Origin of the sequence: Thermococcus sp., assembly GCF_027008145.1 — an archaeon.
In the GTDB taxonomy this organism is placed as follows: Archaea; Methanobacteriota_B; Thermococci; order Thermococcales; family Thermococcaceae; genus Thermococcus.
Map to the genome: position 1 here is coordinate 22,286 of NZ_JALTCZ010000099.1, position 6,674 is coordinate 28,959.

General features: G+C 52.2%; 6 protein-coding genes and 1 pseudogene. 3 read left to right on the forward strand and 4 right to left on the reverse strand.

Going from position 1 to position 6,674, the window contains the following annotated elements; translation table 11 throughout:
- The first annotated feature begins 34 nt into the window (after positions 1 to 34).
- The 3 genes from iorA (at position 35) to MVD07_RS05015 (ending at position 3,256) form a co-directional block, all read left to right on the forward strand.
- Positions 35 to 1,978: an indolepyruvate ferredoxin oxidoreductase subunit alpha gene (gene iorA / locus MVD07_RS05005; protein WP_297499307.1), complete on the forward strand. Its 1,944-nt coding sequence runs from the start codon at positions 35 to 37 to the stop codon at positions 1,976 to 1,978.
- A gap of 1 nt (position 1,979) precedes the next feature.
- On the forward strand, positions 1,980 to 2,588 hold the full coding sequence (locus MVD07_RS05010) for an indolepyruvate oxidoreductase subunit beta (protein WP_297499309.1): 609 nt from the start codon (positions 1,980 to 1,982) through the stop codon (positions 2,586 to 2,588).
- 395 nt (positions 2,589 to 2,983) lie between these two features.
- A complete protein-coding gene (locus MVD07_RS05015) occupies positions 2,984 to 3,256 on the forward strand; it encodes a hypothetical protein (RefSeq protein WP_297499331.1) in 273 nt (90 codons plus the stop codon).
- A gap of 362 nt (positions 3,257 to 3,618) precedes the next feature.
- Here the strand turns inward: MVD07_RS05015 and MVD07_RS05020 are convergent.
- The 4 genes and pseudogenes from MVD07_RS05020 to MVD07_RS05035 all read right to left on the reverse strand — a co-directional run.
- A pseudogene (locus MVD07_RS05020) lies at positions 3,619 to 4,233 on the reverse strand (RNA-guided endonuclease TnpB family protein); the annotation flags it as partial.
- Positions 4,214 to 4,822, reverse strand: coding sequence for an IS607 family transposase (locus tag MVD07_RS05025; RefSeq protein WP_297499310.1), 609 nt, complete (start codon positions 4,820 to 4,822; stop codon positions 4,214 to 4,216). The gene MVD07_RS05025 and the pseudogene MVD07_RS05020, both read right to left, overlap by 20 nt.
- Before the next feature lie 198 nt (positions 4,823 to 5,020).
- Positions 5,021 to 6,022, reverse strand: a complete 1,002-nt coding sequence (locus tag MVD07_RS05030; RefSeq protein WP_297499329.1) for a histone deacetylase family protein — start codon at positions 6,020 to 6,022, stop codon at positions 5,021 to 5,023.
- Positions 6,023 to 6,027: 5 nt separating this feature from the next.
- Positions 6,028 to 6,600, reverse strand: coding sequence for a TATA-box-binding protein (locus tag MVD07_RS05035; RefSeq protein WP_297499312.1), 573 nt, complete (start codon positions 6,598 to 6,600; stop codon positions 6,028 to 6,030).
- Positions 6,601 to 6,674: the final 74 nt, after the last annotated feature.

A 6,674-nucleotide genomic window follows, 5' to 3' on the forward strand; every position in this document is an offset into this window, starting at 1 on the left:
TCATTTTTCATCATTTAGAATGGGAGGTGTTTAGATGGCGAAGGTTACCGACATAGTGTTGTGGGACAAACCGGGAGAGAAGGTTCTCCTCCTCGGAAACCACGCGATAGCGAGGGGTGCATTGGAGGGCAACATAGCGGTTTTTGCTGCCTACCCAGGAACACCGAGCTCCGAGATAACCGACACGATGGCGGCCGTCGCTAAGAAGGCTGGAGTCTACATGGAGTACTCCACCAACGAGAAGGTGGCCTTTGAGACGGCTTTGGCTGCAGCATGGAGCGGTTTAAGGGCCATGACCGCTATGAAGCATGTCGGCCTGAACGTTGCCATGGACAGCTTCATGACGGCCAGTTACATGGGCGTTGACGGGGGTCTCGTCGTCGTTGTCGCCGACGACCCGAGCATGTGGAGCAGCCAGAACGAGCAGGACACAAGGGCAATAGCTAAGAACGCCGGGATTCCAGTTTTAGAGCCTTCAAGCGCCCAGGAAGCAAAGGACATGGCGAAGTATGCCTTCGAGGTAAGCGAGAAGTACGGCCAGATGGTGATACTCAGGACGACGACGAGGAGCTCCCACATGCGCGGTGACGTAGTCCTCGGGGAGCTCCCCGAGGAGATAAGAAAAGCCAAGAGGAAGTTTGGGAACTTCAAGAAGAACCCGGAGAGGTACGTCGACATACCCGCCTTCCAGAGGAAGAAGCACCCCTGGCTTCTCGAAACGGTGGAGAAGTACCGCAAGGAATTCAGCGAGAGCTCCTTCAACTGGATCGAGGGTGACGAAAACGCGAGGGTCGGTATAATAGCCCCAGGCCTTGCCTACGCCTACGTGAAGGAGGCCTTAGCCTGGCTCGGCGTTGAGAACGTCAAACTGCTCAAGCTCGGCACTCCGTTCCCTGCCCCCTACAGCCTGATTGAGAGGTTCTTCGACGGTCTTGAAAGGGTTCTCGTAGTTGAGGAGCTTGAGCCGGTCGTTGAGGAGCAGGTAAAGGTCTGGGCCTACGACAAGGGTCTGAGGATTACGATTCACGGGAAGGACATTGTCCCGAGGGTTTTCGAGATGACCGCGAGAAGAGCGGTTGAGGCCATAGCGAAGTTCCTCGACATGGAAACGCCGATCAACTTCGAGGAAATAGACAGAAAGTACGAGAAGGTCTCGAAGATAGTCCCGCCGAGGCCACCGAGCCTCTGTCCTGCATGCCCGCACAGGAACACCTTCTACGCTATAAGGAGGGCCGCAACTCCTAGAGCTATATTCCCGAGCGACATAGGCTGTTACACCCTCGGCGTTCTCCCACCGCTCAAGACCGTTGACACGACCATAGCGATGGGCGGCTCGATAGGCATGGCCCACGGCCTCGACGTTGCCCTGAACGGCGTTCCCGGCGAGGAGAAGAGGAAGACTGGAAAGGAGAAGAAGATAATCGTGGCAACGATAGGCGACTCGACCTTCTTCCATACGGGCCTCCCAGCCTTAGCAAATGCCATCTACAACCGCTCCAACGTTGTCATAGTCGTCCTCGACAACCTCGTTACCGCTATGACCGGCGACCAGCCGAACCCGGGAACAGGCGATACTCCCCACGGATTGGGCAGGAGGATACTCATAGAGGACGTTGCAAAGGCGATGGGAGCCGACTTCGTTAAGGTTGTTGACCCCTACGACATAAAGGCGACCGAGAGGGCAATCAAGGAGGCTCTGGCGGTGGAGGGAGTGAGTGTCGTCGTTGCCAGACAGCCCTGTGCACTCTACAGGATAGGCCAGATGAGGAGGAAGGGAGAGAAGTGGCCCATCTACCACGTCATCGAGGACAAGTGCACCGGCTGTAAGATCTGTATCAACGCCTACGGCTGTCCGGCGATCTACTGGGATGCCGAAGCAAAGAAGGCTAAGATAGACCCGACGATGTGCTGGGGCTGCGGCGGATGTGCTCAGGTGTGTCCATTCGGAGCCTTCGAGCCCATGGAGGAGGGTGAGTGAGATGAGAGAATATAACATCGTTATCACCGGCGTTGGAGGTCAGGGAATTCTCACCGCGGCAAACCTGCTCGGCTGGGCGGCTTTGAGGGCCGGCTATAAAGTCCGCGTTGGTGAGGTTCACGGCATGAGCCAGCGCTTTGGAAGCGTCATCGCCTACGTCCGCTTTGGAGAGGACGTCTATGGAGCAATGGTTCCAGAGGGAAAGGCAGACGTTATACTCAGCTTCGAGCCGGTTGAGGCTTTGAGGTACATCAACTACCTCAGGAAAGGAGGCCTAGTCTTCACCAATGCGAGGCCGATTCCTCCAGTCCAGGTCTCTATGGGGCTCGCTACCTACCCAACCTTAGAGGAGATGAGGAAGATCATTGAGGAGGACTTCGGGGGCAAGTTCATGGCCTTCGATGCTGAAGAACTAGCCCTCAAAGCCGGGAACATAGTCACCACCAACGTCGTCCTGATAGGGGCCTTAACGCAGACACCGGGCTTCCCGCTCTCGGCCGAGCACGTCAGGGAGGTCATAAAGGTCAGCGTTCCACCCAAGACGATAGAGGTCAACATGAAGGCCTTTGACCTGGGAGTTAAGGCAGCTAAAGAGATGCTGGGGCTTTAGTTTAATTTTTGCTTTTTCGCCTTTTGGTAAAGTAACTTACGATGGGGTAAGTTGCTGTTGATCTTCAGCCCAAAACCAGACGCGAGGACTTGTACGATAGGGAGAATGAACTGGGGGAGTTTCAGAGCGCAGTAAACTGGGGGGAAATCTGATTCTTCTGCTCGGCATAAGACGTCTCGGGAAAGCTCCCTCCTCAACATTGCGCTCTCGAAATCGGGAATGCCATGCGCAAAAATCGATATCCGCTCTCTCTACTTCACTCACGGCTCAATACCCCAGGAGATTCTTGCCCGAAAAATCCTTGATTCCCTCCTCTCAACTGTCTCGGGGGCGTAAATCACTAGCTTGAAAAGGTTTTGAGTTCCATCCAAGGGTGGAGGGTTTCGGGTCTGGGTGTGGAGTTTGATAGAAAGCCCGACCTCGCAGAAATCCTGGAAAAGATAAGCTCCTGGGCCGAAAACGAGGGTATAAGGGTAATAATTGCCTTTGATGAGGCTCAGTACCTCAGATTTTCGGGAATCAGGTACGACAGCCTGATAGCCTACGCGGTGGACAATCTGCCAGGGATAACCTTCGCTTTAACCGGCTCGGAGGTTGGAATGCTCCACGACTTCCTTGGCCTTGAGGATCCCAAAAATCCCTCTTCGGAAGATACGCGAGGGAGATAGTGCTTCGAAGGTTCAAGCGGGAGGGAAGCACGGACTTCCTCAGAAGGGGCTTCGAAGAGGTCGGCATCGAATCGGATGAGAAAGAGATCGAGGAAGCCTTTGAGAGGCTCGAGGGCATAGCCGGCTGGCTCACGATGTACGGTTATCTCCGCGGGGTTAGGAAGCTTTCTCACATCCACGCCATGGACGAGCTGTTCAACATGGCCGAAAAGCTTATCCAAGAGAATCTTTCGTTCCTCATACAGAACAGCAGACGGTACAGGGTTATCTTGAAGGCCGTCGCCATGGGAAACGTTAGATGGAGCACCATAAAGGATTATGTGGAGTTCAAGATGGGGCCGGTAAACGACGCGAAGTTTTCCATCCCGCTCGTGAGTGATGATTTGGACAAACTCTCCATTGGGAAGGCTAAGTGTTACATTGTTCTCGTTCAAGTCCACGCCAACAAAGGTTTTAGGCTCGCTAACTTCAACCTCTTTCGAGAAAACAACGTTTATGAAGACTCCTTTTGGAGTTCTCACTAACCACGCTTGTCCAACCTTCCAGTCCTTGAACCGCTCATGATATTTTGCAGGATAAAACTCCAGTTGAATCCTCCTGCCCTGAGTGGAGAGTTTGATTATTCCGACCTTAAGGTCGAGTTTGAACAAGTGGTCGTCGAGCATAACAACTTCCTTCTTGAAGACTGGTCTTCCCTTGGCCTTCCCCTTCTTTCTCCTTTTCCGGTAACTCTTGTAAATCGTTGTTGCCATTTGACAGGCCGTGTAAAGGTAATGGCTTGGCAGTTCTTGGTATTCCCCGCGTAAGCCCTTGTAAGTCTCTTTCTTCAGCCGGTAAAAGCTCGTAACGTTGTTCTCAAAGGCATAGCTGATTAGAAAATTCACGATTTCACGATAAGTCCGGAAAAGCTCGTCTAACCCTTCGGGAGTTCCCTTGAGTTTGAATTTTGCCGTGAGCTTAATCGTCTCTGAGGGCATTCTTTACCGCCTCAACGAGACGTTTTTTCTTGTGAGAACGCATACCATAAAGTTTTCCGGCGAAGGAAGTCACAATGGCTAAGAGGTCTTCGACCAGCTCTTTCTCTGGTGTTTTGTCTTCGTCGTCAAAGATGACTTCAATTTCAACGCCGTGGGAGGTGAAGTATTGTTCGAGGTATTTAAAGCCGAATCGGGTGAGCCTATCTCTGTAAGTTATCACAACTTTTCCAACTTCTCCGCTCTCGATGAGTTTGAAGAGCTGTTTTAAACCACTCCTGTTCTCATTCAAGCCTGAAGAAATGTCGGTGAGAATTTTAGCCACTTGGTAACCTTTGGAAGAGCAGTAGTTCTTGAGGTATTCGACTTGCCTCTCAAGATCTTCTTTCTGGTCTCTGCTTGAGACTCTGGCGTAAATGACAACTTTATCAAGTGTTTTTCCTTCGAGAAGTCTCTTTATTTCACTTTCTGGAATGCGGTATTCTCTGCCGACTTTGTATGCTTTAATCTCGCCGGCTTTGATTTTTCTTAGGAGTGTTGGCTTGCTGATGCCCAAGAGTTGTGAGGCTTTCCCAGTCCGATAAAGCCTCATTCAGCCCGCACCAAAAGAAGTTATGAGGCGAAAATATTTAAACTTTACGCTTTTAATCATCTATGAAACAGCCCCTCAAGAACTTCCTCAAGTACGGCTACCTTGAAAAGAGAAGAAACGAGCATTCAATCCCCGATCCGGTCGTTAAGGAAGTTGTAAAGAACCTTTAATTTACCCGGTAAGTAACCTATGCGCAAACTACAGCTCCCACCACTGGGTCTGTATCCCTTTTATGGCCGAAACCGTCGTTAGTGCCTCGTAGGACGGTGTAACGGGGATCTCCCTTATCTCACCGGACAGATATCCCTTGATGAATGCAGGCAAACCCCTGTCGAGGCCAACGGAATAGCCACCCTCGAAGATGACCACAAGGGGGTAGCGCGAGAGCGTTGAGCCTGCATAGGCAAAGAAGACCTCGCTAAGGCGAAGTGTCGTCAGGTTCTCGCCGAGAAAGCCGTCGAAGCCGGCCGAGATAACTATCAGCTTGGGTTTGAATTGGGCCAGAACCGGCAGAACGATTTCATCCCAAGCGTAAATATAGTCGTCATCTCCGGCGTAGTGAGGCATCGGGATGTTGATTTTTGTTCCCTCAGCATCCCTCCCGCCGACTTCGTACTCGTACCCGCTCATCGGATAGATATCGCGCTCGTGGAGGTCTATGTGTACCGCTTTGCCATCGTCCCAGAGTATCTCCTGAGTCCCGTTGCCGTGGTGGGCGTCGAAGTCTATGACGATGACTTTTCCGAGCTTCTCCTCGACCACCTTCGCGGCATAGGCCGAGTTGTTGAAGATACAGAAGCCCAAGGTAGGGGCGCCCAAGGCCCTCCCGTTCCTGCCCGCGTGGTGGCCCGGGGGCCTAACCAACGCCAGATAAAGTCCCTTCCTATCAAGTGCCAGCTCAACGGCCTTCTTAGAGGCGCCGAAAGCTTTAAGGGAAGCCTCAAACGTACCGGGGGAAACGTATGTGTCCGGGTCAAGGTAGGTAAAAGAGCGGCTCTCCTCCTTGACGAGCTTGATGTACTCCTCCCGATGAACCCTGAGGAGTTCCCTCTCCGGAACTGGTTCCGGCTCGATGGGCTCCCACAGGTTGGTACTCTTAAGGACATTGATGGCCCTCAGAAGTCTCCTGGGGTTCTCGGGGTGGTAGTTCTTGGGCTTGTGTTCGAGGAATATGGGGGAGTAGATAACGGAAAAGGCCAAGGGCCTCACCATTCCTCCTCTTCTTCGATAAGGCCATATTTTTCGAGCTCACGGAGGAGCTTCTTCACGGCCTCCCAGGCGTCGCTCTCGCTCTTTGCGCCGGAGCAGACTATCTTTCCGGAGGAAAACAGCAGTATGACAGCTTTAGGTTCCTTAACGCGATAGATGACACCGGGGAACTGCTCCGGCTCGTACTCACAGTTGGGTAAGCTTAGGGCAACAGCATCGAGGTTGAACTCCATGCCTATATCACCGCTGAAGACCATGTTCTGGATGTCTATCTGTGGCCCGCGGTGGAACTTGGCCCCTATCTTCTTGAGTAGCTGGATGAGCTTACTAACGGCCCTCTCGATATCCTCAACGCTCTTAGCTCCTGTGACGACAAGCTTCCCGGAGCTGAATATCAGCAGAGCAACCTTGGGTTTCTCAAAGCGGCAGATTATCCCAGGGAACTCTTCGGGATTATACTTGGAGTTCGTGCATATCTCTATGACCTTCTCAAGGTTCAGATCCGTAAAGAGGTCAACAGAAGCGACGATGTTTTCTATCCTGAGCTTTACATTGCTCATGTCCACCAAGGTTTACACCTCCGAATGGTGGGTTTAAAAACCCTTTATAAATAGACTGGATTCCTTTTTAAAGCTTTATGCCT